A 22,595-nucleotide genomic window follows, 5' to 3' on the forward strand; every position below is an offset into this window, starting at 1 on the left:
GTGAAGTTTCCGAAAGAGTCATTCTCACCCGGTTGCTAAGCTGCCCTCATGCCGCGCATCCTCGTCGTTGATGACGACGCCGCCATCCTCAAGCTCATCAGCGTGATTCTCACCCGAGCGGGACACGAGGTGCGAACGAGCAGCCATCCCGTCGAGGCGCTCGACCTGCTCAAGGTTTTCACGCCCGACCTGGTCATCAGCGACGTGGTGATGCCCTACATGACCGGCTTGGAATTTCTAGAGCAGGTGCGTCAGCACGAGAAGCTCTCGGCGCTGCCCTTTATCCTGCTCTCCAGCCATGCCGAGCGCAGCGACGTGCGCCGCGGCATGAATCTGGGTGCCGACGACTACCTGCCCAAGCCCTTCACGCCGCAGGACCTGCGCGAGGCGGTGGACGCCCGGTTGCGCCGCGCGGGCCTGACCCTCCAGGGCGAGAGCGGCATGTCTGCCCGGGCGCTGGGCACGGCCCAGGTCGTGTGGCAGGGCGTGCCGGTCTCGTGGGTGTCGCGCAAGGCGCTGGAACTGTTCTTCTACCTGCTCGAACACCGAGAGGTCACCTCCTGGGAGGCCGCCGAGGCGCTCTGGCCGGAAAAGGACGAGGCGCGGGCCAGCAGCCTCTTTCACACCACGCTGCACCGCCTGCGCCGCAGCCTCAGCAACGACGCCGTCGTCAGCAGCAACCGGCGCTACGCCCTCGCCGAGCATCTGCGTCCCGACTACGACGTGCAGCGCTTTGAGCTGCTGGCCGCCCAAGCCGAGCAGGGCGCCCTTGGCCTGGAGGAGCTGCGCGAACTCGCCGGGCTATACGGCACCTTTCTGCCCGGCGCGGACAGCCCTTGGGTGGACGACGTGCGCGCCCGCCTGGAGCAAAAACAACTGAGCGTGCTGGGCTTGGCCGCCCAGGCCGCCAGCCGAGCGGGCCGCGCCAAGGACGCCGCGCAGTTTCATCAGCGCGCCCTGGCGATCGATCCCCTCAGCGAGGCAGACTGGCAGGGGCTGGCCCGGGCACTGGGCACCCTCGGTGATCCCCGCGCCCGTCTCGCCGCACAGCGGGAAGCGTGGTGGGCCGCCGACCTGCACTGATCCTCACCCAGGTGGTGTTGGCCCGCCAGACGCCCCCGGATCCCCAATTCCCGTTGGCAGCCCTCTCATCTGGGGGGCCAGGGTTCCCCAGACACTGGAGCCATGAAACACCTGATTTTTCCCAGCAAGGCTCAGGCCGATGCCTTTATCGAAGATCTCCGCGCGCAGGGCTTGATTCAGCCTGAGGTGGGTCATACCACCCTGAACCGCCGGGTCACCGAAAGCACGCAGACCCAAACCCGTGTGGTCGAGGGTGGCGGCACGGCCGAGGACGCGGGCGAGGGCGCCATCGAGGGAACCGGCGTGGGGGCGGCTGTCGGGGCGGTGGCTGGTGTCGTGGCCACCGCTGCGACAGGAGGCCTGGCCCTGCCCGTGATTCTGGGCATGACGGCACTGGGCTCGGGTGTGGGTGCGGCGGTGGGGGCCGTGGGCGGCGCGGCCGGTGTCGACGAGACCGGCGGATACCTGGAAGAGGACCGCTACAACCGCCTGAACGAGGGCGTGTCGGGAGGCCGCGCCGTCGCCGTGGAAGATTCTGTACCAGCGGACGCGGTGGAGGCAGCGGCGGCGCGGCACGGCGGGCAGTTCGTCTGAAGCAAACGACTCCAGGAGGGCAGAGCCGCGCCGCTCTGCCCCTCTCTTTGCTTTCCGCACCGTGCCGTTCGGCGGATTCGGCCCCACCCGCCCGCTGCTAGACTCTGCCCCATGACCGGGCCGCTCACCACCTCTGAAATCCGCGAGAAGTACCTGTCGTTCTTCGAGAGCAAAGGGCACCTGCGCCTGCCCTCGCATTCGACCATCGCGCCCGACCCGACCACACTCTTTACGGTGGCCGGCATGCAGCCGTTCAAGCCGCAATTTATGGGCGCTCCCGCCGTGTTTCCCGGCTACGGCGAAAGTCGGCGCGTGACCACCGCACAAAAGTGCGTCCGCGTGGGCGACATCGAGAACGTGGGCCGCACCCGGCGGCACCTCAGCCTCTTTGAGATGATGGGCAACTTCTCCTTTGGAGACTACTTCAAGCGCGAGGCCATCGCCTGGGCCTGGGAGTTTCTGACGGGCTCCGAGTGGCTGGGGCTCGATCCCGCGCGGATGTACGTCACCATCTATGAGGACGACGACGAGGCCTTTCGGTACTGGACCCAGGAGATCGGCCTCCCGGAAAGCCACATTCACCGCTTCGGCGCCGACGAGAACTTCTGGCCCGCCGACGCCCCGCTGAAAGGGCCGAATGGTCCTTGTGGGCCGTGCTCCGAGATCTACTACGACCGCGGCCCCGCGTACGGTGACGACACCTGGGCCGACTACGCCCGAACGCGCGAGAGTGCCCGCTTCCTGGAGGTCTGGAACCTGGTCTTCCCGCAGTACGACCGGCAAGACCCCCGGCCCGATGGAACCCCGGTGCTGGCCGATCTGCCCTTCAAGAACATCGACACCGGGATGGGTCTGGAGCGGGTGGCGAGCGTCGTTCAGGACGTGCCCGACTTCTACTCGAACGACGTCTTTAAGCCCATCATCGACCGAGTAGCGGAACTCAGCGGTCAGCCCTATGAGGGCGAGGTCAGCGTGTCCCACCGCGTGGTGGCCGAACACCTCCGCAGCGTCAGCATGATCCTGGCGGACGGGGTGGCCTTTTCCAACACCGGGCGCGGCTACACCACCCGCAAGATCATGCGCCGCGCGATCCGGCACGGGTACCTGCTGGGCTTTCGCGAGCCGACGCTCTACCAGCTTGTCTCCCTCGTCGTGCAGACGATGGGCGAAGCATATCCCGAGCTCGGGGCTGAGCAGAGCCGTGTAGAAGCGGCCATCCGCGGCGAGGAGGAACGCTTCCTCAAGACGCTGGAGGGCGGAATGCAGCGCCTGAGCGGGCTGCTTGCGGAGCTGGAGAAGGGGGCTACCCTCCCCGGTGAGGCGGCTTTTCTGCTGTACGACACCTACGGCTTCCCCCTGGACCTCACCAAGGAGATTGCCGAAGAGTACGGCATCAGCGTCGACGAAGCCGGGTACGCCGAGAGTCTGGAACGGGCGCAGGAGACGGCCCGAGCAGCCAGCAAGTACGGCAAGGCCGAGCTGTTTGGCGCCGGGCAGGAGGCGCTGGAGGGGCTGCCCCCCACACAGTTCGTCGGCTACGACACGCTGACGGCCGAGGGCGAGGTGCTGGCCCTGGTGGGCGCGGGCGAGCGTCTTCCGCACCTGAGGGCGGGGAGTGAAGCCACCGTCGTCCTGTCGCGCACGCCGTTCTATGCGGAGGGCGGCGGTGAGGTTGGAGATACCGGCGTGCTGGAGTGGCCGGGCGGGCGCGGCGTGGTGCGCGACACCCGCAAGACTCCGGCGGGCATTTGGCTGCATGACGTGTTCGTGGAGGAAGGCGAGCTCAAGCCCGGCCAGACGGTGCGCGGCGTGGTGTCGAGCGGGCGCCGCGCGATCGAGCGGCATCACACGGCCACGCACCTGCTCCACGCGGCGCTGCGAGCGGTGCTGGGGTCTGGGGTCCGGCAGGCCGGATCCCTGGTGGCCGCCGACCGGCTCCGCTTCGACTTCACCCATGGCGCGCCCCTCAGCGATGAGGAGACGGCGCAGGTGGAAACCCTCGTCAGCCGCTGGGTGAGCGCCAACTTTCCGGTGACCTGGCAGGAGATGCCGCTGGCGGAGGCAAAAGCGGCGGGCGCGACGGCCCTTTTTGGAGAGAAGTACGGCGAGACCGTGCGGGTGGTGCGAGTGGAAGGCGGTGTGCCCTTCGGCAACGGCACGGTGACGAGCATGGAGCTGTGCGGCGGCGCGCATGTCACGCGGACGGGCGACATCGGCGCTTTTGTCATCGTCTCCGATGAAAACGTAGCCGCAGGCGTTCGCCGCATCGAGGCGCTGGCGGGCGAGGCAGCGACAACCTGGGTGCGCGAGCGCCTGAACAACGTGGCGCGCGTCGCTGGACTGCTCAACACCAGTGTGGACGGTCTAGAAGGTCGGGTCAGCGGTCTTCAGGCCCAGCTCAAGGCTGCCCAACAGGAAACGGCGCAGGTCCGGCGGCAACTGGCGGAAGCGCAGATGGGCGGAGGCCGTGCACCACAGCTCCGCGAGCTGGGCGGCTTCCGGGTCGCGGCGCTGCGGCTCTCCGGCATCGAGGGGAACGAACTGCGCGGGGCCGCCGACAAGCTCCTCGACCAGAGCGGCGCGGACCTCGCCGTGATCGCGAGCGACCGGGGCCTGGTGGTCAAGGCGACCAAGAACGCCGTCGCGCGCGGGGCACACGCCGGGCAACTCGTCGGCAAACTCGCCGCGGCGGGCGGCGGCAAGGGCGGCGGGCGGCCCGACCTGGCGCAGGCGGGGATTGGGAACCCGCAAGCGGCGCTGGAGGCGCTGGACACGGCGTTCTAACGCTTCAACAGCCCACAAAAAAGCCGCCTCTTGGGCGGTGATGGGTAAAGAATAGCGCGAGATACGAACGGGGTCAAGAGTATGCATTTGAGGGTAGTGGCTTTGAGCGGATGACGGTGGTTTCACGGGGAATGAACGGCCCAGTTTGCCCCAGGTGCAACCCGCCGCCTCGCTCCTAGCCCCGTGCCCGCCGGCAGGAGCAGCCCCGCTGGTACTGGAATGCGATGAGTGATGCCCGTTCGTTGGTCATCAGGACCGTCGGCTCTGGATCTGGCTGGCGATGGACCGAGCTTGGGGGAACCCAACACATCGAACGTTTCCATGCCACTCTTCGCGCCACCTTGCCCTTCCTGGTCCGCAACAGTCTCTCGTTCTGCCGTCAGCAGGCCAACCTCGAACCCGTCGCCTGGCTCTTCATCCACCGCGACAATGCGTCCTTACCTTGAGGCCACTACCTTTTTTCACGGTCTTCCCGAGCGCCTCTATTCATCCTGGCCCGTCTCGCGCAAGAGGTCACCCACCTGTGCCCCGCCCAGCCGCCGCCGCACGTAGGCGAGGTCGCGTTCCAGGTCACGGCGCAGGGCACGGGCGTCGCGCAGCTCGCGTTCAGCAGCCGCGATGCGCCGCGTCAACACCTCCAGTTGCCCGCTCAGGTCGCTCTCTAGGGCCCGCAGACCCTCGGGGGTAAGGACCTGCCGTCCTTCTGGGTCGCGCTCCTGGGGCTGAGAGAAGGTGGCGCGGATGGTCTCTAGGCTAAGGCCCAGCGCCCGCATCCGGCGCACGCGCTCCAGCCGGGCTACGTCCGCTTCGGAATACAGGCGGTAACGGCCGCCGCTGCGCCCCGGCGTGACCAGGCCCAGTTCCTCGTAGTACTTCAGCGTCCGCAGCGTCAGGCCCAGCCGCGCGGCGACCTCGCCCACCCGGTAGCGGGGGGTGTCGTCGGGGGCGGCTGGGCCAGTCATACCCAGAGTCTAGTGGACGTGCGGATCACTGGTCCGCGCGGCGTCGATGGCGTGAGCAGCAAAGGCCATGATCAGCACGGCCAGGGCCACCGCCGCAGCGCCAAACGCGTAGGGCACGGGGGCGCCCAGGTGTTCGGCCACCCAGCCGCTGCCGACCGGCGCAACCGTGGCCCCCAGCCAACGCAGGAAGTTGTAGGCGCTGGTGGCGGTGGCGCGCGGCAGGTGGGCAACCTCCACGCTAAGGGTGGTCAGCAGGGCGTTCATCAGGCCAAAGAGGGTGCCGCTCAGGACGACGAGGGCGATCTTGACCCCGCTCGCCAGCGGTGCAAAGCCCAACAGCACAAAGAGCAGGGTCAGCCCTGCCAGCGCCAGGGTAACGATCCGGCTGGCCCGCAGGCGGCGCAGCAGCCGTTCTACCAGCAGGGTGCTGCCCAGCCCCAACAGCACGCCCCAGCCGAAAAAGGTCAGGCCCAGCCCCAGGGTACCCAGGTGCAGGAAGAGCGGCGTGTAGCCCAGCAGCAGGAAGAAGCCGAAGTAATACAGCAGCCCGGTGAGGCCCACCGCCAGGAAGGCCGGACGGCGGTACGCGCGAAAGACGTCACCGACGGGACGGACAGGTTCGCGGCTCTCCGGCACGCGCACGAAGGCGGCGACGGCCACCAGCGCCAGCAGCATCAGCGTGGCCGCGCCCAGGAAGGGAAAGCGCCAGCCGTGGCTGCCCAGCACGCCGCCCAACAGCGGCCCCATACTCATGCCCAGACCGATGGCGGCCTCGTAGCGCATGATGGCTTTCTCGGCGTGTCCGATCAGCGCGAGCAGCAGCACGAGCGCGGTCGGCGTGAAGAGGGCGCTGCCCAGCCCCCAGCCGCCCCGGAACACCGCCAGCGCGGGAATGCTGCCGCTGAGCCCGCAGGCCAGTGCGAAGAACGCGATCAGGGCCAGGCCGATCAGAGCCACCCGGCGGCGGCCCAGGCGCGTGCCGATGTTCCCCGCAAACAGCGTCATCACGGCCATCACGCCCAGGTAGGTCGTAAAGAGCAGTTCGACCTGGGTCGGTGTCGCGCCCAGCTGGTGTCCGATCTCCGGCAGGATCGGGTCCACCACACCGATCCCCATAAAGGCGATTAGGCAAGCCGCCGTGATCGCCCAGGCAGCAACGCTCTGCCGAGTGGACTGAACCGCTTGTGCTGCTGGACCTGCAGAAGTGAGAGGGGAAGAGGCAGACATGAACCTAAACGTACACGTATAGGTTAAGGAAAACCGTGAAGCGGCTCTCCTCCTGTTCCGCAGGAAGGAACAGCGGCGCTTTGAAACGCCCTGGGCTCAGCCCGCAGGGTTCCAGCCCCCGGTTGAGTTCCTCGCGGGTGATCGCCAGCGCTTTCGGCGTTCTGCCTTCTGCCCCTTTAGCTCTTCTCCCCGAAACTCCAGATTTCGAGGTCATCCACGGCGTCGCCCATCTTTCTGAGTTGCGCGAGGTCTTCGGCCTTCGCCTGGCCCCGTGGCGCTTCGGCCTCCTTGCCCAAAGCGGCGGCCATCACGTCCTTTGGCACGGCGGCAAACAGGCTAGCGAGCTGCTTGGGCGTAGCGTCCAGCAGGGCGTCCGAGAGCACCTCGTCGGGAACAGCGGGCGAAACGCGTGCTCGGGCGGCCGCCAAGGCTGCGGGATCTATCTCGGGCCGAACCGCCGTCTCCTCGTCCAGCCCCACAGTTCCGGGAGGCGCGCCGCCGGAGCGGTTGCTCCGCAGCTTCAGAAACAGGAAGGCGCCCGCCAGAACAGCGATGATGAGGATCAGGAGCGTCACCCCTCTACCTTAAGGGCAAACGGCGGTGAGGCGCTTCCCCTGACCGGAGGGGAAGACGTGAAGAAAGCCACCAAAAAAGCAGAGGGGCCTGCCCCCCCTGCTTCCCCTCCAAGCTCAGGCTTCCTGGTACGTCTTCTCGATGGGCATCCCCACTGCGTTGCCCCATTCGGTCCACGAGCCGTCATAGTTGCGGACCCTGGGATAGCCCAGCAGCTCACGCAGCACGAACCAGGAGTGGCTGGAGCGTTCCGCGATGCGGCAGTAGGCGATCACGTCCTTGTCCGGGGTCACGCCCTCGCCCTCGTACAGCGCCCGGAGTTCCTCGGCGCTCTTAAAGGTGCCGTCCTCATTGGTAGCGCGCGCCCAGGGGATGTTGCGCGCGCCGGGAATGTGGCCACCGCGCAGCACGCCTTCTTGTGGGTAGTTGGGCATGTGCGTGACCTTGCCGGAGAACTCGTCGGGGCTGCGGACATCCACCATCGCGCCCTGGCCCGCCCGCACCGCCTCGATATGGGCCTTGACCTCGTCACGGTAGGCGCGCAGGCTCTCGTCCCGGCGAAGAGGCGGATACTGGGTGGGTTCAAAGGTCGGCACCTCGGTGGTGAGTTCACGGCCTTCCGCAACCCACTTCTGACGGCCACCATTCATCAGCTTGAGGTTGCCTACCCCGTTGTAGCTGAGGAACCAGTACGCATAGGCGGCCCACCAGTTGCTCTTGTCGCCGTAGAGAATGATGGTGTCCTCCGGCTTAAGCCCCAGGCGGCCCAGCAACGCCTGAAGCTGCTCGGGCTGGATAAACTCGCGCATGACCGGGTCCCAGAAATCCTGCTGCCAATCGATCTTCACGGCGCCGGGAATATGGCCGGTGTCGTACAGCAGGATATCCTCATCCACCTCGATGAGGCGGATGCCCTCCTGGTTGAGGTTCTGGGCCACCCACTCGGTGCTGACCAGCACGTCCTTTGCGTATTCCATGTGTGCCTCCTATGACGCTTTCCGCTCCCGATTGTACCCAAGTGGTCCTTTGGTTGACCCAAAAGGTCAACTGGACAGGGCTTACCATAACCTGCCCGGCGCCGGGGGTACAGTGACCGTATGTCGGACGCTCCCCCCCTTCCCGAGAAGCTCCAGAACATCGTGAACATGTTTCGCAGCGCCCCCAAGCCGCTGCGGCTGCAAGCGCTCCTGGAATACAGCAGGAAGCTGCCCCCGCTGCCCGCGAAGTACGTGGAGCACCCTGAATTCATGAAGCCGGTGCCCGAATGCGCCAGCCCCTTTTTCCTCGTGACTGAGCGGGACGAGCAGGGCGGCGTGCGAATGCACTTCAAGGTGCCCGAGGAAGCCCCCACGGTGCGGGGGTACGCCGGCATCCTCAGCGAAGCGCTGCAGGGCGAAAAGCCCGAGACCATCCTGAATGTGCCCGACCAGTTTTATATGGAGATGGGGCTCACCGAGCTGATCACGCCGATGCGGCTGCGCGGGATGGGCGCCATTCTGATGCGGCTCAAGAACGACGTGCGGGAACACGCGCTATAGGCCGGGTGATCTGGGTTATTCCGCCCGGATCACTTCCCGTGCGGGCGGCCCGCTCCGGTGGGCTTGCAGCAGCGCAGCCAGCGCCCGTCCTCGGTGGCTGATCACCCGTTTTTCGGCCAAGCTCATCTCAGCGAAGGTCCGGGTGTCGCCGTCGGGCACAAAGAGGGGATCGTAGCCAAAGCCGTTCTCGCCGCGCGGACCTTCCAGCAGCGTCCCGAGCACCTCACCGCGGTATGTTTCCAGGTGCCCGTCGGGATAGGCGAGAATCACCACCGAGACGAACTTCGCCCGGCGGTCCTGTACGCCGCGCAGCCGCTCCAGCAGGTAGAGGTTGCGCTCCAGGTCGCTGCTGCGGTGGCCAAAGCGGGCGCTGTACACGCCGGGTTGCCCGCCCAGCGCGCTCACTTCCAACCCGGAGTCGTCCGCCAGGGCCGGCAGGCCGGTCGCGACGGCTGCCGCACAGGCTTTCAGGGCGGCATTCTCCTCGTAGGTGGTGCCTGTCTCCTCGGGGAGGGGCACACCGTTCAGGCCCTCCAGCTGCCAGCCCAACCCCTCCAGAGCCTCTGCGATCTCGCGCACCTTGCCCGGGTTGCCGGTCGCCACCACCACCCGCATTCCGCTTTCGCTCGTTCCTGCGTTCTTTGTCACCCGCCGAGTGTAGGGGAGGAACGGGAACGCCGCGTGAGGGTCACGCCGTTTGGGGGGAATGCAGGGGAACATCAGCCCGCACTCGCCAGCGCGTTTCTCCCTCACGCTTCTCGAAAAGGGCGACGGCGCGGTACGTCTGGGCGTGATGGGGGGCTGTCAGGGCTTCCAGCCGCGTGCGCAGGCCCGCAGGATCGCTTCCCCGGTAGGGCTGGACCAGCGTGAAGTGAGGTCGCCAGGAGTCTAAGCCGCGCGGCGTATGCAGCAGACGCATCCGCGCCCGCTCAAAGGGCTGCGCGTACTTGCCCTGCGCGACCTGCGCGTCAAAGGGCGAAGCCGTCACGAACCGGGCGAGGCGCGCGAGGAGCAGGGTGTGCAGCACCAGCAGGGCGGCATTGGCGTCGAAGCGGTGCACCCAAGTTTCGCCGTCGTCCCAGGCTTCCACCCGTCCCCCGGTCAGGGTGAGCACTGCGCCAGGAGACAGGCAGGCCACGCCAGCGCGCACCTCCGCCTCGATCTGCGGCCACCACGCCGGGTCAGTCAAGAAACCCTCCACAACCGTCAGGTGCAGACCGTACGGCCCAGCCTCCGTCTGGTCCTGCGGTCGCAGGAACTCGGGCAGAGGCCGCACCTGCCCCGCCCGCACGTCGAACCCGAGAAGATCGCTTCCCAGCCGGTAATACGGGTTACCCGCCGGGGGACAGAGGTAGACGGCGAACCGAGTGCCCGAACGGGGGTCCGGCATCAGAACACCCGCCAGCGGTAGAACAGGAAGGCCAGGCTTGCCGACAACGTGAGGGCGATTCCCAGGATGATCCACAGCGCTTCGGGACTCTCCTGAAAGGGCAGCGGCACATTCATCCCGAAGATGCTGGTCACCAGCGTGGGGATGGCCACCAGAATGGTCGTCACGGTGAGCACCTTCACAACCTGGTTGACGTTGTTGTTGATGACGGAAGCAAAGGCACCCGCCATGCTGGTGAGGATGTTGCTGGCGATAGAAGCCATCTCGATCGCCTGGAGATTCTCGATCAGCACATCGTCCAGCAGGTCGGAATCCTCCTCGTACATCTCAAAGATGCGGTCACGCTTGACGCGCTCCATCATCGCCTCGTTCGCCTTGAGGCCAGTGATAAAGTACACCAGGCTCTTTTCCAGCTTGAGAAGATCCATCAGCTCCCGGTTGCGGGTGGCTGTCTCCATGCGGTCCTCGATGCGGTCTACCTGCTTGTTGATCTGCCGCACGTCGATCAAAAAGCGCTGGGCATTGCGCAGGAAGAGCTGCAGGGTCAGGCGGTTTTTCTTCGCTGTTGAAACGCGGCGGACCAGGCCGCTCACCACGTCATTCACCACCGGGTTCTCGGTGGCACAGACGGTGACCAGGCAGTGGTCGGTGTGCAGAATGCCCAGCGGCACCGTGTCATAGGGGATATCGCTGTCTTCTCCCAGACGGTAGCTGGTCTGCATGATGATGAGCAGTTGACCGTCCTCGCGCTCGAAACGGCTGCGCTCGTCCGGGTCAAGGGGGTAGCTGAGGTAGTCGAGATCAAGGCCCGTCTCGCGGCTCACGCGGGCAAGTTCCTCGGCGGTAGGGGCCGTCGCATTGATCCAGCAGCCGTCGACGTAGCCGCCCACAACCTGCAACTTCCCGCCGATGCTGCGGTAGTACGTCAGCATGGCCGCCCGCCCTTACTGTCCGTGTTCTGCATGGTGCGTCCTCCGGGGGTGGGATGGCGTGAGGAAAAAACTGGGAGGATCGTGGTCGGCTTCCAGGGTAAGATTCACGTCATCACCTCCTTTCCGGGTGCGCACCGGCACCAGGGGCCATCCTAACGGCACGCGGAAGACAGGGCAAGGGCGCCAAGAAAACGCCCCGGCCAGCAGCCGGGACCAACAGGCAAAAGGACGGTTAGAGCCCGAAAAAGGCGCGGTTCTTGACGATGAATTCTTCCTCGCCCGCGGGCACGTCCTCCTCGGGAAAAATCGCGCTCACCGGGCAGGCGGGCACGCAGGCGCCGCAGTCGATGCACTCGTCAGGGTGAATCACGAACTGGTCGCCGCCGTCGTAGATGCACTCGACTGGGCAGACTTCGGTGCAGGCCTGATCCTTGACACCGATACAGGGGCTGGTGATGACGTGAGGCATGGCGGACAGTATGCACACCCCCCCCCGCCGTGACAAGGGCGGGAGGTTCACGAATGAGCCAGGATTCCGCCGGTGTAGACGCAAAAACCAAGCGCAAGGCTCAGGATTGAAGGGGGGGCCGTGCCCCTAGGTGCGCTTCGGCCAGGCGCAGGTCGGCGTCCTTGTCCACATCGGTACCGATAGCGGCGTGCGGGGTGACCAGGGCGCGGGCGGGCACGCCCAGGATACGGCTGACCCGTTCTTCCAGCTCGCGCACGGTCAGGCGGCGCGTGAGCAGCCGCAGCAGGATGCCCGGCCCGATCAGTCCAGCGAGCTTTAGAGGAGCCTTGCGCGCGGCCAGCACCTCGCGCAGCCGGGGCAGAAACTGGCCGATCAGGCGGGGATCCAGCAGGAAGATGTTCCCACCGGTAAAGGTGTCCTCGCGCAGCCGGGCATAGGTGCGCTGCACCCCGGGGTAGGCCTTTTCGCAGTCGCCCCGGCGAACCACTGGATAGACCAGGGCAGCGTGTGCAGGCGCCGCGTCCAGCACCTGCGCAAGCTGTTCCCCGGTCACCAGCGGGATATCGGCCGTCACCACCAGCACGCGCTCTCCCGGTGCCAGACCAGCAGCGGCCAGCGCCTCCACACCGGCTTCCAGATTGCTCAGCAGCGTGCCGTGGTCAGTTACGCGCTCGTCGATCAGCTCGGCCATCTCGGGAACGGTCGGACCAACGTAGGCAACGCGCCCCACCCGTCCGCTCTCGCGCAGGGCGCGCAGCACATGCAGGGCCATCGGTTCCCCCGCCACCGGAATCAGGGCCTTGACGGGCACGCCGTGTGCGGCCGCAAAGGCGTCGCCGGGATCACCGCCGCCCAGCACCACGGCACTCCACGGCGCGGCTGGAAGTTGGGTCATGCGGGAGAGCGTAGCACTTCTCCCGGCGCGGGCCGGGCGGGAAGGTGCAGCGTGGCCGTAAAGCCCGCTCCGGGGGCGCTCGCCAGCCGCAACGCGCCGCCATGAAGGTCGGCCGCGCGGCGCACCAACGCGAGGCCTAGGCCGTGCCCCCCGGTTCCAGAGGCCCGGCTGGCGTCCGGGCGGTAAAAGGCCTCACCCAGGCGGCTTAGGATGGCTGCATCCACACCGGGGCCGTCGTCCCGCACCTCTACCAGACCGCCGCCCGCCCCGTCACTCGTCACGGTCACGGTCACGGCCGCACCGGGTGCGTGGAGTAGCGCATTTGCCGTCAGGTTCCAGATCGCCTGCCCCAACAGCACACGGTCACCCGCCACCGTCACAGCGTGCGGGGCAATCAGGTCCACATCTGCTTCGGGCTGGAGTTCGCGCGCTCGGTCGACCGCGTCTGCCGCCAGGTCGCGCAGCGGCACCGGTTCCCGGGTCAGGGCCGCCGGATCACGCGCCAGAAGGAGCAGGTGGTGGGCGAGCGCCGAGAGTCGGGCGATATCTGTGCCGATCTCGCGCAGTTCCAGGCGGTACCGTGCGGCGTCGCGGTCGCGGGCGAGCGTGGCGTCCACCCGTGCCGTAAGGGCCGCCAGGGGGCTGCGCAGGTCGTGCGCCGCCGCCCGCAGGAAGTCCCGCTCACGGTCGCGGGCATCGGCCAGCCGCGCAAACGTCTCCTGCAGGGTCAGCGCCAGCCGCGCGAGCTCGTCCCCCTCGCCCGCACCGGGGACCGGCCGCCGCAGCTCTCCCCCGGCGCCGATCTCCCGCGCCGCCTCCTCCAGCAGGCGTACCGGCCGCAGCAGTCGCCCCGCGACCGTCCAGCCCAGTCCCAGGGACAGAGCCAGCGCGAGGGGCAGCAGCACAAGCAGCGCCCGCCCAAAAGCCGCCCGCGCCTCGCCCAGCGCCCGCGCGTCCGTCGCCACCGTGAGGGCTGCTCGCCCGCCCGCCAGCACCCGCACCGCGACCAGCCGGTCACCTGCTCGGTACGTCCCGGGAGGAAGATCGGGCGGGATCCCCTCCGGAAAGCGCCGAGTACTCACCGCACGCACCTCTCCCCCCCGCACCGTCAACAGCCGCACATCCAGATTCCGGGTCTGTGGGTCCGCCTCCAGAATGGCTTCCAGATCCGCCGGAGCCAGTGTTCCCTGGACGCCCAACAGTGCCCCCAGCAGGTCCTCTCCCCGGCCTAGGGCCGCCTCCACCCGCGCCTGCACCGCCCCCACCGCCCCAGCCAGCCGGTCCCGCTGCGCGGCAAACAGAAAGCCATTGACCGCGAAAAACAGGCCAGCCGCCACCAAGGCCACCGCTAGTGCCGTCGCCAAGGCTGCCCACAGAGCCAGCCGGGCACGCAGCGTCAGGCGCACGGAAGGGAGGCAAAGGGCCAAGGGCTGACGGCGAAACACGGCCTCACCGTTCCACCCGGTACCCCCGCCCCCGCTCGCTGCTCACGGCCTCGGGGGCGAGCTTGCGGCGCAGGTAGCGTACGTACACGTCCACGATACGGGCCTCGCCACCGAAGTCGGGCCCCCACACCCGGTCGAGGAGCTCCTCGCGGGTAAACCAGCGGTCGGGCGCGAGTGCCAGCACCTCCAGCAGGGCGTACTCCCGCCCGGTCACGGCCACCTCCGCCCCGTCCCAGGTCACCACGCGGGCCACGGTGTCCAGCACCCCGCGTCCCCCCGCGAAGGTGACGCGCGGACTCGGCGCCCCCCGCTCGCGCCGCGTGAGGGCCCGCAGCGTGGCGAGAAGCTCCGGCACGGCAAAGGGCTTGACCAGGTAGGCGTCTCCCCCCAGGTCAAGGCCCTGCACCCGGTCCTCGAGCTCGCCCCGTGCCGTCAGAAAGAGGATGGCCGCCTCTGACCCCGCCGAGCGCAGTTCCCGCGCGATCTCGAAGCCGTCCATACCCGGCAGCATCACGTCCAGCACGATCAGGGGATATTCGCCCAGCAGAGCTTCCTCCAATCCCTCTGGACCCGTCTGCCGCCACGTCGCTGCGTACCCTGCTTCCCGCAGAGCCTCCAGCGTGGGCCCGGCGATGCGGGGATCATCCTCGACCAGCAGCAGCCGCATGAGGCCAGTGTAGAGGGACGGGTGAAAGGGGGGTTAACCGGACAGGGACCGCAGCCAGGCCCACCACCCCGGCCAGAAACAGCAGTTCCCATGAGGGCAGCAGCCAAGGCAACCGCCTTTGCAAGTCCGCACTCCGCGCCCGCGCGTCGGCGAGCACCGTGGGCACCACCGTGAAGTCGCCGCCGCCCCCCAGCAGCGTCAGGGTGTCCCGCCAGATACGGCGCAGTCGGAGGATCACGGGGATCGATACGGGGGAAACAGGCGAGGGGTTGCTCTGGAGTCGGTTCACCCAACTTCGCCGGCCGCGTCACACCCGAACAAGTACCATCGCCCCATGCAGCCCCTCCCCCCCATCGTGCTTGACGATCCGCCGGGAAAGGTTCTGCACCTGGACCTCGCGGGACAGGTCGTTCTGACGCGTACCCGGGGGCTGCCCTACCTCTGGGACGTGCTGGAACGCAGCCCCTTGGGCCTCCTCGTTCAGGAGGCCCTTGATCCCCGCCACGTTCACGCCATCCTTGAGCGTCTGGACTTGCAGCAAGGCAAGTTCTTCTACCTGGGGCCAGCACTGGCGTACTTACCGCTGACCCCCTGCGAACGCCGCGCCCTGCGGATGATCGCCTTCGGCCTCAGCAACGCCGAGATCGCCAGCAGGATCGGCACCAAAACCAGCACGGTCCACACCCAGGTCAGTGCAGTGCTCGCCAAACTGGGCGTGAACAGCCGTCACGCGGCCAGGGATCTCTACTGGGGCTACCCGTCTTCCCCCTTATCTAGACAACTAACGACGAGTCCTCCCCAGGGCTGAGGATGCGGCCCAAGTCGGTCTCTCCCTAAGCTGCGGTCATGCAGAAACTTGTGCTTCTGGGCGCATGGCTCGTCAGTAGCTCGGCTCTCGCCCTCAGCGGCACGCCCCGCCTGGACTGGTTAAACAAATCGGTCAAGGCTACTTCCCTCCCCCACAATGGAAGACCCACGGTCTCTGTGTTCGCCCAGCCCGACTGCGCCGCGTGCAGCTTACAACTGGGCGCACTCTCGGCCCTCCAGAAGAGCAACCCGAAGCTCCAGATCACGCTGGTCACCGAGCAGAACAGCGCCGCCCTGCGTGAGTACCTGAGTGGCTTTGCCCTCAAGCCCACCGTCTACGCGGATACAGCGGGCAAGAGCATTCAGGCCCTTGGACTAAAAACTCTTCCGGCGGTGATGTATGTCAACGCTGCTGGGACTGTTGAGGGCTTTTACGAGGGCACGCTGACCAACGCCGAGACACGGGAACTGGGCACGGCACTGCTGGCCGGAAAGCCCGTGCCGAGGTTAACGGTGCCCGGCGGCGTGGGCAGCCCGGCCCCGGCCCTGCCCGGTGTGAACTGGGCGAGCAGCCGGAATCATCTGCTGATCTTCCACTCGGCCAGTTGCCGCTTTTGCACGGATCAACTGCCGCACCTGCTGAAGTACGCGCGGGAGAATCCGAAGGTGGCGGTGTGGATTGTGGCGCCGGGCGAACTGGACGCGGTGAGGAAGCAGTTTGCGGGGGCTTCAAAAAATGTTCGCATTGTAGAGGACAAGACCGACGTGAGCATAGGGGTAAAGCTCGCTAGCGCCTACCGCGCCCAGGGCACGCCCACCCAGATCTTGGTCAACAGCGCCGGGATAATCGAACGGAGAGGCTCAGGATTCGATATCGAGCAGGTCAATCCGTTTCAAGCAGGCACATTACCGTTGGAGTAAATGGCCGGGTGGACAAACTCAAAGGAGGAGTTATGTACTTAGGTAGATGGTTACTAATGACGGCCTCCCTCATCTTCTCTCTATCGCCAGCACTGAATAACGCAAAGGCCTCTTCATGGAATAACACAAAGCAGGAGAATGGCGTCTGGGGCGGGTTGTCCGAACAACAGGAGGGCAGTCCAGATACAGAGAGTTCAGAAGGCACCATCCCTTGTTATAGCGATGGCTCGGGGGGAGGGTCGTGTGGGTGTACATGGGTACGTGTTTGTTATGATCCAGAGCCGTTTTGCGAGCTTGAATCCGTGTGCAGAACAGTCGGTACTGTCTGCGTCCTCACAGGCTCTGCGGCCACTCCATCTTGCTTGGCATGGGAGACCGTTTGCCTTGTGAGAGAGTGGGTTCAAAAATGTACCGGGACTAAGGAAAAATGTGTTGAATACTGCCACTAACATAACATTTGGGCTTATCCAGGGCACATTTATTATGCGCCCTACCGCAGTTTTTCATCAAGTAGGGGTAGTGATTATGAGAGGGAAATTCCATAATGAAGTATATGCGTATATCTTGGGAGTAGCGCTATTCCTCAGTGCATTTTTTAATGATTGGTTATCAAGTAGATCAACTTGGTGGCTTATTTTATGGTTAGGATTGGTTTTATATTGTTTTATTAAAATTACCATTCTAATCCGCAAAAAGTGAGTTTCTGGATCATTGCCCTCAAAGACCAAGCGCTCTAAAAATCAGGAGGGTATGCTCTATGACAAAAAGCGCCTGTAGAATTTCTCAATTGCAGTCGAGCGCTTGAAGATGTCAGTTCACCTTCTATGTGGACTGCTGACGCTTATTGCTAGCCCATCCGCGTCCACCACTCAGGTCAGCCCGATAGCTCAGGCCGCCGCCCCAGCCAGCTACTCACCTCTGGAATGGCGCATTCACCCAATAGCACGTCAACTGGCGACGTATGAACGGTTTTACGCCACGGCCTGGCCTGCTGGGGACCGGGCGGCAGTCGAGAATGTCATCACGGACGGGGTTACGGCGTACCTGGTCAAGTCGGGGCAGGTCTCCAGCTACCCGGTGGCCGAGCTGCCCCCCTCACTGACCCATGGCACAGGCTGGGGCTTTTCTCACGATGTCGCGCGGCGGCGAGGCTACTACCGCCTGGACGCCATTCAGCCGGACGCGCCTATTGCAGAGGCAGACACCGCATTTGTCCAGTTCGTGGCGCACGAGAACTTCCACGCCTTCGTGCAGGGAAACAACTGGCCGGAGGTCACGCGCCTCCTCGCCGAGGGCAGCCGCCGGGTGCAGGCTTACCCAGTTGTGGCTGAACCCCGTGCCTACCGGGAAGAAATAGGCAAGCGGCTGCTGGACGCCCTCACCACCCCGGACACGCCCCGACGCGGTCGCCTGCTGGCCGAGGCCGCCGGGCTGTATCAGGGCTGGAAGACCAGGTTCCCGGAAGAAGTGCGCCTCAGCCAGTGGACCGACATCATAGAGGGCAGTGCGACCTACTTCGAGGTACGGGTGGGATTGATGACCCAGGGGGCGGACGGGAATGCCTCGGTACTCGCGTGGTACCTCTCCGAGTGGCTCCCCTCGGCCCGACTGGACCTCACCACCGAGGCGTACCGCCTGGGCGCACTGGCAGGACTACTTCTCGACCAGGAAGAAGACCCGCTGGGTTGGAAGGGGCGGCTGATGGCAGGCGTCACCCCCCTCGAACTGCTGCTCGGGGGCCGCACCCCGAGGGAGACGGTTCCGTCGGGGGCGGCGTTGGGACAGGCTCAGGAAGCCGCTGACCGTCTCAACGCGTCCCTCGCGCCGTGGCTGGAACCGGTGCTGAAGCATCTGCGGGCAGGCGCCCCCCTGCTCGTGATCGAAGGTAGGCCCCAGGGGTCCTTCGGGCTGAAGGGGTTTTACCGACACGCCGCGTTCCCCGAATACATCCTGATCCCCATCACGAGGGCGACCGTAGCAACACAACAGGGCGCGGTGACGATTGGAGACGCGGTATGGCTGGAGCGGCAGGACGCCGGACCCTCTATGGCTTTCGTGATCGAGCCAGACTGGGTTGTGGCGCAGTCCGGCAAGTTGGTCGTCACGCACCCTGGGCTGAGCAGGCCCCTGGAAGTGACGCGGGAAACGGACGCGCAGGGCCGGACCATCTACCGGGCGCGGTCGCCCCGCCTGTAGGGAGGAGCGCGGCCTCTGCTATCTTGATCCGCAGGCGCAGGCGGCCCCGCGCCGCCCACCCCGGAGGTTCCCCCAGGCAGAAGGCTCGGCCCCCACTGAGCCAGCGTGTACCGCGAGGACACGCGAGAGACACCGCAACGGCACATCACTCAAAGAACGCTCCCACTGTGGGGGCGGGTGATGATTGGCTCGTTCCGGCACTCTCCCCAGGGGGACCCCGCCCGGTTCGGGCGGCTTCGGCATGTAGCCCCGGCGCGAGCGGTGTGCTAGGATTTTTCACTGGTGACTCGCCCCCCGTCCTTGGGCGGGCCGGGCGAGCGAGAAGCCGGACACCGGGGCAGCGTTCCCGGCGCGGCAGGAGGAAGGTAGAGATGTTTGCGATCATTCAAAGCGGCGGCAAGCAGTACCGCGTGCAGGAAGGCGACGTCGTGCGCGTCGAGAGCCTGACGGGCGAGGCGGGCGACACGCTGAGCCTGACCCCCCTCTTCGTGGGCGGCGAGCAGGTTCTTTTTGGTGCGGAAGCAGGCCGGTTCACAGTTCAGGCTGAGATTGTGGAGCACGGCCGTGGCCCCAAGATCTACGTGCGCAAGTACAAGAGCGGCATTCAGTACCGCCGCCGCAACGGCCACCGGCAGAACTACACCGCCATCCGCATTACCGGCATTCAGGGCTAAGCCTGTTCTCGCCGGAGCGAATGGGCAACAAGAGGTGAACAGACATGGCACACAAAAAAGGCGTGGGGTCGTCCAAGAACGGGCGTGACAGCAATCCCAAGTACCTGGGCGTGAAGAAGTTCGGGGGTGAAACCGTCGTGGCTGGGAACATCCTGGTTCGCCAGCGCGGCACGAAGTTCAAGGCCGGAGCGGGCGTCGGCATGGGCCGCGATCACACGCTCTTCGCCCTGGTGGACGGCAAGGTTGTCTTTACCAACCGCGGCGAGAGGGGCCGGTTCATCAGCATCGAGGCCACTGCGCCTCAGGTTGCCGCCGACTGAAGCGCGGCACACGGCACGCCCTGCCCGGCGACGTGGCGGGGCGTGCTTTTTTAGACCTGGGCAGGCAAGGAGGTGCGTATGGCGTTTCGTGACGTCCTGGATATTGAGGTCGCTGCGGGAAATGGCGGCGACGGCAGCATGAGTTTCCACCGAGCAAAGTACCTGGAAAAGGGCGGGCCGGACGGAGGGCACGGCGGTCGCGGCGGGAACGTCATCCTGCGCGCGATCGAGGGTGTGGAAAGCCTCGAACGTCTGGTGGGCAAGCGCAGGTTCAAAGCGCCCAACGGCGGCTACGGCGAGGGCCGCCTGCGGCAGGGCGCCGATGGCGAAGATCTCTATATTGACGTGCCGGTGGGCACGACCGCCTTTGACCGTGACACCGGCAGGGTGCTGGCCGATCTGGTGCGTGTCGGGCAGGAAAAGGTGATCGCGCGTGGCGGCCTGGGCGGACGCGGCAACAGCACCTTCGTGAGCAGCACCCGGCAGGCCCCGCGGTTTGCAGAATTGGGCACGCCGGGCGAAAAACGCCGGGTGCGGCTGGAGCTGCGCCTGATTGCGGACGTAGGTCTGGTCGGCTACCCCAATGCGGGCAAAAGCAGCCTGCTGGCGGCCCTCTCGCGAGCAAATCCCGCCATCGCCGACTACCCCTTCACCACCCTCTCCCCCATCCTGGGTGTGGTCGAGAGCGCGGATGGCGAGCAGCGGTTCACCATGGCGGACATTCCCGGCATCATCGAGGGCGCGTCGGAGGGCAGGGGCTTGGGCCTGGAATTTCTGCGCCATATCAGCCGCACTCGGCTGCTGGTGTACGTGCTCGACGTGACCCGCAACCCGGTGGAGGAGTTGCGTCAGCTTCAGGCCGAGCTGCACGCCTATAACCCTGATCTGCTGGAGAATGTCTCGTGCATCGCCCTCAACAAGATCGAGCTGGTAGACGCGGAACTCGCGGCGTTTGCTGAGGACGAACTCGCCACCTTTGGCCTCCCGATCTTCCCGGTCAGCGCCCACACCGGCCAGGGCCTCCCCGAGTTGCGTGACGGTCTGTTTCAGCTCCTGCCTGACCGCGAGCTCTGGGCACAGACCCACGCCCTGGAGGAGGAACCGCAAGAGGTCTACGAGGAACCCCTGAGCATCACCTTCCGTGAGGACGCCCCCGAGAAGCCCGGAGCGGAGCCCGAGCGCGTCTGGGAGGTGCACGGGGGCGGCTTTGAAGCCCGGCTTACCCGCTTCTCCCGCTATCTGGAGGACGCCGCAGAGTACCTCTCGGGCCTCTTCAAGCGCCAGGGCCTCTACGCCGCCCTCAAGCGCGCGGGCGCTCGCGAGGGGGATACGGTCGAGATCGGCACCTTCCGCTTCGAGTATTTCGCGGACGAGGACTAGGCCTTTACCTCCAAGGGGCCGTCGGGAAAGGCGTCTTCCCGGCGGCTCGCGCTTCACCGCTTCAGCCCTTGGTCAGAATCCGCACCGTGAGGATCTTGTCGGCCACCGCCCCGGGAATCTCAGCGTTGCTCTCGTCCATGGTGCGGGTCAGCTTGGGAAGCACGTCGTCACCCTGCACGACCTTGCCAAAGATGGTGTGCTTGCCGTTCAGGAAGTCCGTGGGGACAAAGGTGATAAAAAACTGTGACCCGTTGGTGGCAGGACCGCTGTTGGCCATCGCCAGCAGGCCGGGGCTATCAAACGTGAGCTTCTCACGGAATTCGTCCGCGAAGCTGTAGCCGGGACCGCCCGTCCCCCACTGAGCCTTTTTGCTCTCGTCGGCGCTGAGGGGATCACCGCCCTGCGCCATAAAGCCCTCGATCACGCGATGAAAGCGCGTTCCATCATAGAAGTGGTGGCGCGCCAACGTGACAAAATTGTTGACGGTCACGGGTGTCTCCTTCTCGTAGAGGTCAACGAGAATCTGACCCTTCGACGTATCGATGAGCGCGTAGTAGTCCCGGCCGTCTTGCAGGGTGAATTCAGGCGCCGCCTTAAAGCTGCGCACCGGCTTGTCCGAAAGAGGAGGCACCACGGTATAGCCCGCCGGAACGGGGCCGGGTTGGGTGACCGAGGAACTGGCTGCTGTTTTGGTGGCGTCTGTCTGCGTCGTCTCGGTTTGGGCCGTCTCGCCGGTCGTGTCCGTGGTGGCTCCGCTCTCCTCCTTCTGGCAGGAGGTCAACAGGAGCACGGCGGTGAGCAGGGCAGTCAGAAGAGAGGCAGGCTGTTTCACGGGGAGCAGTCTAGCGAGCGCAGGTGAGGGCCGGGCCTGTCGGCAAAACGCATCTTCTACACTGGGCGGGTGATCGTGACGATTGACGGCGTGGCTGCGAGTGGAAAATCAAGTGTCGCCTCGGGGGTCGCGCGGGCGCTGGGGGTGCCGTACGTGAGTAGCGGCCTGCTGTACCGCGCGGCGACCCTGCTCGCCCTGGAAGCGGGCGTGCCGCGGCATGACGCCCACGCCCTCCTCGCACACCTGCGGTCGACGCCCCTGCGGCTAGAACCTCTCCCAGAGGGCAACCGGGTGTGGGCTGGAGAGCGTGACCTCACGCCGGACCTGCATTCCAGCCGGGTAGACGCGGGCGTGAGCACCGTCGCGGCCCTGCCCGAGGTGCGAACCTGGGTGAATACGCTCCTGCGCGCCCTGCCCGAACCCTTTGTGGCGGAGGGCCGCGACATGGGCACAAACGTCTTTCCGCACGCCGAGGCCAAGTTCTACCTGACGGCCAGTCCACGCGTGCGGGCCGAGCGCCGCGCCCGCGAGCGCCCCGAGGACGTGCCCGCTATCGAGGCAGCGCTGATCGAGCGTGACCGCCGCGACGCAGGTCAGAGCGCCCCCGCTCCAGATGCCCGGGTCATCGACACGGGGCCACTCACGCTGGAAGAGGTGATTGCGGCGGTTCTGGCGGGGCTGCCGAAACACGTGGACTGGAACAGAAGCTCTTCCAGTCGAACAGTTGAACCGTCTTAAGCTCGGTCTCCGGAGAGTTCACGCTGCGCTGAGCTGGGTCAGGCGGTTTTACCCATCTGATTCTGAGCCGCTCAACGGACGGAAGCGCCCTCGTCCTGCGCCACAAACAACCCTTAAAGTCGGCTGGAGGCTCGTGGTCCGCCCACGTTCATCAACTGTGAGGTGATC

At 66.0% G+C, this 22,595-nt stretch carries 24 protein-coding genes; 11 read left to right on the plus strand and 13 right to left on the minus strand.

The features are described from left to right. Positions 1 to 48: 48 nt before the first annotated feature. From EI73_RS08850 to alaS, 3 genes are all read left to right on the plus strand, one after another. The gene (locus EI73_RS08850; protein WP_034386023.1) at positions 49 to 1,083 is read left to right on the plus strand and encodes a response regulator; all 1,035 of its coding nucleotides are present in this window, start codon (positions 49 to 51) and stop codon (positions 1,081 to 1,083) included. Between the two features lie 102 nt (positions 1,084 to 1,185). Beyond that, a complete protein-coding gene (locus EI73_RS08855; RefSeq protein ID WP_034386024.1) occupies positions 1,186 to 1,677 on the plus strand; it encodes a hypothetical protein in 492 nt (163 codons plus the stop codon). Between the two features lie 111 nt (positions 1,678 to 1,788). Further along, the gene (alaS, locus tag EI73_RS08860; RefSeq protein WP_034386026.1) at positions 1,789 to 4,461 is read left to right on the plus strand and encodes an alanine--tRNA ligase; all 2,673 of its coding nucleotides are present in this window, start codon (positions 1,789 to 1,791) and stop codon (positions 4,459 to 4,461) included. Positions 4,462 to 4,943: 482 nt separating this feature from the next. Here the strand turns inward: alaS and EI73_RS08870 are convergent, their stop codons facing one another. The 4 genes from EI73_RS08870 to EI73_RS08885 all read right to left on the minus strand — a co-directional run bounded on the left by EI73_RS08870 (position 4,944) and on the right by EI73_RS08885 (position 8,200). Continuing rightward, complete coding sequence (locus EI73_RS08870; RefSeq protein ID WP_034386030.1) at positions 4,944 to 5,423, minus strand: MerR family transcriptional regulator; 480 nt, start codon at positions 5,421 to 5,423, stop codon at positions 4,944 to 4,946. Between the two features lie 9 nt (positions 5,424 to 5,432). After that, complete coding sequence (locus EI73_RS08875) at positions 5,433 to 6,650, minus strand: MFS transporter (RefSeq protein ID WP_081908990.1); 1,218 nt, start codon at positions 6,648 to 6,650, stop codon at positions 5,433 to 5,435. A gap of 176 nt (positions 6,651 to 6,826) precedes the next feature. Next, positions 6,827 to 7,225, minus strand: coding sequence for a hypothetical protein (locus EI73_RS08880; RefSeq protein WP_034386034.1), 399 nt, complete (start codon positions 7,223 to 7,225; stop codon positions 6,827 to 6,829). A 114-nt stretch (positions 7,226 to 7,339) separates the two neighbouring features. Then, positions 7,340 to 8,200 carry a sulfurtransferase gene (locus EI73_RS08885; protein WP_034386036.1) on the minus strand — a complete coding sequence of 287 codons (861 nt, stop codon included), beginning with the start codon at positions 8,198 to 8,200 and terminating at the stop codon, positions 7,340 to 7,342. Between the two features lie 120 nt (positions 8,201 to 8,320). Here EI73_RS08885 and EI73_RS08890 point away from each other — a divergent pair, with 120 nt between their 5' ends. After that, a complete protein-coding gene (locus tag EI73_RS08890; protein ID WP_034386038.1) occupies positions 8,321 to 8,761 on the plus strand; it encodes a SufE family protein in 441 nt (146 codons plus the stop codon). A gap of 15 nt (positions 8,762 to 8,776) precedes the next feature. Here EI73_RS08890 and rdgB read toward each other — a convergent pair whose 3' ends face one another. From rdgB to EI73_RS16300, 8 genes are all read right to left on the minus strand, one after another. After that, positions 8,777 to 9,376, minus strand: a complete 600-nt coding sequence (gene rdgB, locus EI73_RS08895; RefSeq protein WP_034386040.1) for an RdgB/HAM1 family non-canonical purine NTP pyrophosphatase — start codon at positions 9,374 to 9,376, stop codon at positions 8,777 to 8,779. 73 nt (positions 9,377 to 9,449) lie between these two features. Continuing rightward, positions 9,450 to 10,151, minus strand: coding sequence for a hypothetical protein (locus EI73_RS08900; protein ID WP_034386042.1), 702 nt, complete (start codon positions 10,149 to 10,151; stop codon positions 9,450 to 9,452). After that, positions 10,151 to 11,083 carry a magnesium transporter CorA family protein gene (locus EI73_RS08905; RefSeq protein WP_034386045.1) on the minus strand — a complete coding sequence of 311 codons (933 nt, stop codon included), beginning with the start codon at positions 11,081 to 11,083 and terminating at the stop codon, positions 10,151 to 10,153. Before EI73_RS08905 ends, EI73_RS08900 begins: the two co-directional genes overlap by 1 nt. Positions 11,084 to 11,315: 232 nt before the next feature. After that, complete coding sequence (locus EI73_RS08910) at positions 11,316 to 11,552, minus strand: ferredoxin (protein ID WP_034384600.1); 237 nt, start codon at positions 11,550 to 11,552, stop codon at positions 11,316 to 11,318. A gap of 100 nt (positions 11,553 to 11,652) precedes the next feature. Continuing rightward, entirely contained in the window at positions 11,653 to 12,447 is a 795-nt protein-coding gene (locus EI73_RS08915; RefSeq protein ID WP_034386048.1) for an NTP transferase domain-containing protein, read from the minus strand. Then, positions 12,444 to 13,853: a HAMP domain-containing sensor histidine kinase gene (locus EI73_RS08920; RefSeq protein WP_034387965.1), complete on the minus strand. Its 1,410-nt coding sequence runs from the start codon at positions 13,851 to 13,853 to the stop codon at positions 12,444 to 12,446. Before EI73_RS08920 ends, EI73_RS08915 begins: the two co-directional genes overlap by 4 nt. A 43-nt stretch (positions 13,854 to 13,896) precedes the next feature. Further along, entirely contained in the window at positions 13,897 to 14,559 is a 663-nt protein-coding gene (locus EI73_RS08925; RefSeq protein ID WP_034386050.1) for a response regulator transcription factor, read from the minus strand. Further along, positions 14,534 to 14,797, minus strand: a complete 264-nt coding sequence (locus EI73_RS16300) for a hypothetical protein (protein WP_156103499.1) — start codon at positions 14,795 to 14,797, stop codon at positions 14,534 to 14,536. The genes EI73_RS08925 and EI73_RS16300 overlap by 26 nt, the downstream gene beginning before the upstream one ends. A gap of 96 nt (positions 14,798 to 14,893) precedes the next feature. Here EI73_RS16300 and EI73_RS15640 point away from each other — a divergent pair, with 96 nt between their 5' ends. From EI73_RS15640 to obgE, 6 genes are all read left to right on the plus strand, one after another. Then, positions 14,894 to 15,367, plus strand: a complete 474-nt coding sequence (locus EI73_RS15640; protein WP_051935461.1) for a helix-turn-helix transcriptional regulator — start codon at positions 14,894 to 14,896, stop codon at positions 15,365 to 15,367. Between the two features lie 38 nt (positions 15,368 to 15,405). Continuing rightward, the gene (locus EI73_RS08935; RefSeq protein ID WP_156103500.1) at positions 15,406 to 16,287 is read left to right on the plus strand and encodes a hypothetical protein; all 882 of its coding nucleotides are present in this window, start codon (positions 15,406 to 15,408) and stop codon (positions 16,285 to 16,287) included. Positions 16,288 to 17,094: 807 nt separating this feature from the next. After that, positions 17,095 to 18,483, plus strand: a complete 1,389-nt coding sequence (locus EI73_RS08940) for a hypothetical protein (protein ID WP_156103501.1) — start codon at positions 17,095 to 17,097, stop codon at positions 18,481 to 18,483. 371 nt (positions 18,484 to 18,854) lie between these two features. Further along, complete coding sequence (rplU, locus tag EI73_RS08945) at positions 18,855 to 19,157, plus strand: 50S ribosomal protein L21 (protein ID WP_034386056.1); 303 nt, start codon at positions 18,855 to 18,857, stop codon at positions 19,155 to 19,157. Positions 19,158 to 19,201: 44 nt separating this feature from the next. Then, complete coding sequence (gene rpmA, locus EI73_RS08950) at positions 19,202 to 19,477, plus strand: 50S ribosomal protein L27 (RefSeq protein WP_034386058.1); 276 nt, start codon at positions 19,202 to 19,204, stop codon at positions 19,475 to 19,477. Positions 19,478 to 19,555: 78 nt separating this feature from the next. Next, positions 19,556 to 20,857 (plus strand): GTPase ObgE, encoded by a 1,302-nt coding sequence (gene obgE / locus EI73_RS08955; protein WP_034386060.1) that lies wholly within the window; start codon positions 19,556 to 19,558, stop codon positions 20,855 to 20,857. A gap of 61 nt (positions 20,858 to 20,918) precedes the next feature. On the opposite strand, the gene EI73_RS08960 is transcribed toward obgE, so the two are convergent. After that, the gene (locus tag EI73_RS08960; protein ID WP_034386062.1) at positions 20,919 to 21,689 is read right to left on the minus strand and encodes a peptidylprolyl isomerase; all 771 of its coding nucleotides are present in this window, start codon (positions 21,687 to 21,689) and stop codon (positions 20,919 to 20,921) included. 69 nt (positions 21,690 to 21,758) lie between these two features. Here EI73_RS08960 and cmk point away from each other — a divergent pair, with 69 nt between their 5' ends. Next, on the plus strand, positions 21,759 to 22,427 hold the full coding sequence (gene cmk, locus EI73_RS08965; RefSeq protein WP_051935462.1) for a (d)CMP kinase: 669 nt from the start codon (positions 21,759 to 21,761) through the stop codon (positions 22,425 to 22,427). The last annotated feature ends 168 nt before the right edge of the window (positions 22,428 to 22,595 follow it).

Origin of the sequence: Deinococcus sp. YIM 77859, from assembly GCF_000745175.1 — a bacterium.
In the GTDB taxonomy this organism is placed as follows: domain Bacteria; phylum Deinococcota; class Deinococci; order Deinococcales; family Deinococcaceae; genus Deinococcus.

Coding starts and splice junctions, on each gene's coding strand:
- EI73_RS08850 (WP_034386023.1), top strand. CDS start 49: ATGCCGCGCATCCTCGTCGTTGATGACGACGCCGCCATCCTCAAGCTC.
- EI73_RS08855 (WP_034386024.1), top strand. CDS start 1,186: ATGAAACACCTGATTTTTCCCAGCAAGGCTCAGGCCGATGCCTTTATC.
- alaS (WP_034386026.1), top strand. CDS start 1,789: ATGACCGGGCCGCTCACCACCTCTGAAATCCGCGAGAAGTACCTGTCG.
- EI73_RS08870 (WP_034386030.1), bottom strand. CDS start 5,423: ATGACTGGCCCAGCCGCCCCCGACGACACCCCCCGCTACCGGGTGGGC.
- EI73_RS08875 (WP_081908990.1), bottom strand. CDS start 6,650: ATGTCTGCCTCTTCCCCTCTCACTTCTGCAGGTCCAGCAGCACAAGCG.
- EI73_RS08885 (WP_034386036.1), bottom strand. CDS start 8,200: ATGGAATACGCAAAGGACGTGCTGGTCAGCACCGAGTGGGTGGCCCAG.
- EI73_RS08890 (WP_034386038.1), top strand. CDS start 8,321: ATGTCGGACGCTCCCCCCCTTCCCGAGAAGCTCCAGAACATCGTGAAC.
- rdgB (WP_034386040.1), bottom strand. CDS start 9,376: ATGCGGGTGGTGGTGGCGACCGGCAACCCGGGCAAGGTGCGCGAGATC.
- EI73_RS08900 (WP_034386042.1), bottom strand. CDS start 10,151: ATGCCGGACCCCCGTTCGGGCACTCGGTTCGCCGTCTACCTCTGTCCC.
- EI73_RS08905 (WP_034386045.1), bottom strand. CDS start 11,083: ATGCTGACGTACTACCGCAGCATCGGCGGGAAGTTGCAGGTTGTGGGC.
- EI73_RS08910 (WP_034384600.1), bottom strand. CDS start 11,552: ATGCCTCACGTCATCACCAGCCCCTGTATCGGTGTCAAGGATCAGGCC.
- EI73_RS08915 (WP_034386048.1), bottom strand. CDS start 12,447: ATGACCCAACTTCCAGCCGCGCCGTGGAGTGCCGTGGTGCTGGGCGGC.
- EI73_RS08925 (WP_034386050.1), bottom strand. CDS start 14,559: ATGCGGCTGCTGCTGGTCGAGGATGATCCCCGCATCGCCGGGCCCACG.
- EI73_RS15640 (WP_051935461.1), top strand. CDS start 14,894: ATGCAGCCCCTCCCCCCCATCGTGCTTGACGATCCGCCGGGAAAGGTT.
- EI73_RS08935 (WP_156103500.1), top strand. CDS start 15,406: ATGCAGAAACTTGTGCTTCTGGGCGCATGGCTCGTCAGTAGCTCGGCT.
- EI73_RS08940 (WP_156103501.1), top strand. CDS start 17,095: ATGTCAGTTCACCTTCTATGTGGACTGCTGACGCTTATTGCTAGCCCA.
- rplU (WP_034386056.1), top strand. CDS start 18,855: ATGTTTGCGATCATTCAAAGCGGCGGCAAGCAGTACCGCGTGCAGGAA.
- rpmA (WP_034386058.1), top strand. CDS start 19,202: ATGGCACACAAAAAAGGCGTGGGGTCGTCCAAGAACGGGCGTGACAGC.
- obgE (WP_034386060.1), top strand. CDS start 19,556: ATGGCGTTTCGTGACGTCCTGGATATTGAGGTCGCTGCGGGAAATGGC.